This window comes from Streptosporangium sp. NPDC003464 (assembly GCF_053588315.1).
Genome location: NZ_JBSFPS010000537.1, coordinates 1 through 1665, shown reverse-complemented (window position 1 = coordinate 1665; position 1665 = coordinate 1). Strand labels below are relative to the sequence as shown.

Annotated in this window: 5 protein-coding genes; all 5 read left to right on the top strand. The window is 71.6% G+C overall.

Annotated elements, in window-relative coordinates:
• Window positions 1-143 precede the first annotated feature (143 nt).
• Window positions 144-311, top strand: a complete 168-nt coding sequence (locus tag ACWDS7_RS48305) for a hypothetical protein (protein WP_451934802.1) — start codon at window positions 144-146, stop codon at window positions 309-311.
• Window positions 311-529: a hypothetical protein gene (locus ACWDS7_RS48300; RefSeq protein ID WP_451934801.1), complete on the top strand. Its 219-nt coding sequence runs from the start codon at window positions 311-313 to the stop codon at window positions 527-529. Before ACWDS7_RS48305 ends, ACWDS7_RS48300 begins: the two co-directional genes overlap by 1 nt.
• Window positions 526-726: a BldC family transcriptional regulator gene (locus tag ACWDS7_RS48295; RefSeq protein WP_451934800.1), complete on the top strand. Its 201-nt coding sequence runs from the start codon at window positions 526-528 to the stop codon at window positions 724-726. The genes ACWDS7_RS48300 and ACWDS7_RS48295 overlap by 4 nt, the downstream gene beginning before the upstream one ends.
• Window positions 723-1001, top strand: coding sequence for a hypothetical protein (locus ACWDS7_RS48290; RefSeq protein ID WP_451934799.1), 279 nt, complete (start codon window positions 723-725; stop codon window positions 999-1001). Before ACWDS7_RS48295 ends, ACWDS7_RS48290 begins: the two co-directional genes overlap by 4 nt.
• A 109-nt stretch (window positions 1002-1110) precedes the next feature.
• Window positions 1111-1665 (top strand): head maturation protease, ClpP-related (locus tag ACWDS7_RS48285; RefSeq protein ID WP_451934803.1); only part of this gene is annotated, 555 nt, incomplete at its 3' end.

Here is a 1665-nt window from a genome sequence, read left to right as displayed (position 1 = left end):
CGTCACCAGCCTGAACCCGCCCACCCGCGCCGAGGCGCTCGCCGCCGGCCGCCGTGAGGTGTGGTCGCTCGGCAGCTGCTGGCCGATGGACGCCACCGACCCGGTGACCGCCCGGCCGCGCGACATCGCGCAGGGGGTGTCCCGTGGCTGAGCTGCTGACCCCGATCGAGCGCCGCCACTACCTCAACAGCCTGTCCGACCACGACTGCCGGATGGCGCTCGCGTACCTGGCGGGTCGCATGCCGGAGATGTTCGACCTGCTGGCGTCGGAGTACCCCGTCGACCAGATCACGAAGGGGAGTGAGGGCTGATGGTCGCCGTTGACCTGCACACCCGCCTGGTCGTCTCCACCCCGGAATGGAACGACGGCAACCCGGTCCGCATCCTCAACGCCCACGTCACCGCAGGTGGTGTCGGTGTCCGCTACCAGGACGTGTGGGCTCACCAGCCGGCGCGAGTGACGACGGTGGCGCCGGGTTTCGAGCTGGTGCTCGTGGACGGCGGCTGCCAGGCCGGGAGGACCCGATGAAGGCGCCCAAGCTCAGCTCGCCGGAGGTTCTCACCCCGGCCGAGGTCGCCGCTCTGTTCCGCGTTGGCTCGAAGACTGTCGGCGCGTGGGCGAAGGCGGGGCGGATCCCGTGTTTCCGCACTCTGGGTGGCCACTCCCGGTTCCGCCGCGCGGATGTGGAGGCTGCGTTGCGCGGCGAGTGGGGCGATGCTCAGTGACTAGCATCCGCGACCTCGTCACCCAGACCGGCCTGTCCCACGACGCGCTCATCCGGGATGCGTTGCCCGGCCTGTCCCGGCACGTGCGCGCTCCACTCGTCACCGCCGGGATCGCGACCGTGAGGCATCTCGCGCGGCGGACGGACGACGACCTGCTCGCGGTCCCGCAGTTCGGCCAGCGCCGCCTCGAGGCGCTCCGCGCTGAGCTGGAGCGCGTCGCCCGCGAGCAGGCGATGAACGCTGCCGGGACGAAGCCGCAGGGCGGTGCGTCGTGATCGCCCTGTTCCGCCGCCGGGAGCCCCGCGTCACCCGAGCTGAGCTCGCGGCGTGGGAGGAGACCCGGATCCCCGCTGACAGCGAGGCAAGAACGTCTCGGCCAGCGAGATCACGCTCCGGGTCAACTCTCCGGGCGGCGATGTGTTCGACGGCATCGCGATCATGAACACGTTGCGGTCGCACCCTGCCCGGGTCACCACGCACGTGGACTCCCTGGCCGCGTCGATCGCCTCCGTCATCGCGATGGCCGGCGACCGGATCGTCATGCAGCCCCACTCCCAGATGATGATCCACGACGCCGCAGGCATGTGCATCGGCAACGCCACCGACATGCACGAGATGGCCGCCATGCTGGACCGCCAGTCCGACAACATCGCTGCGGTCTACGCCGAGCGCGCCGGCGGCACCGTCGCCGACTGGCGGGAGCGGATGCGCGCCGAGACATGGCTGTCCGCGGAGGAAGCGGTCGCCGCCGGTCTGGCGGACGAGGTCGCGCCGCGCCGCGACACCGACAAGGACAAGGCCCCTGTAGAGAACGCGTGGGACCTGAGCATCTTCCGCTACGCCGGCCGCGAGCACGCACCCGCGCCGGTCGCGTCTGCTGCCACCCCTGAGACTCCCCCGGTCGAGCCGGCCGCGGGGCCCACCCCACCCGAGAGAGAG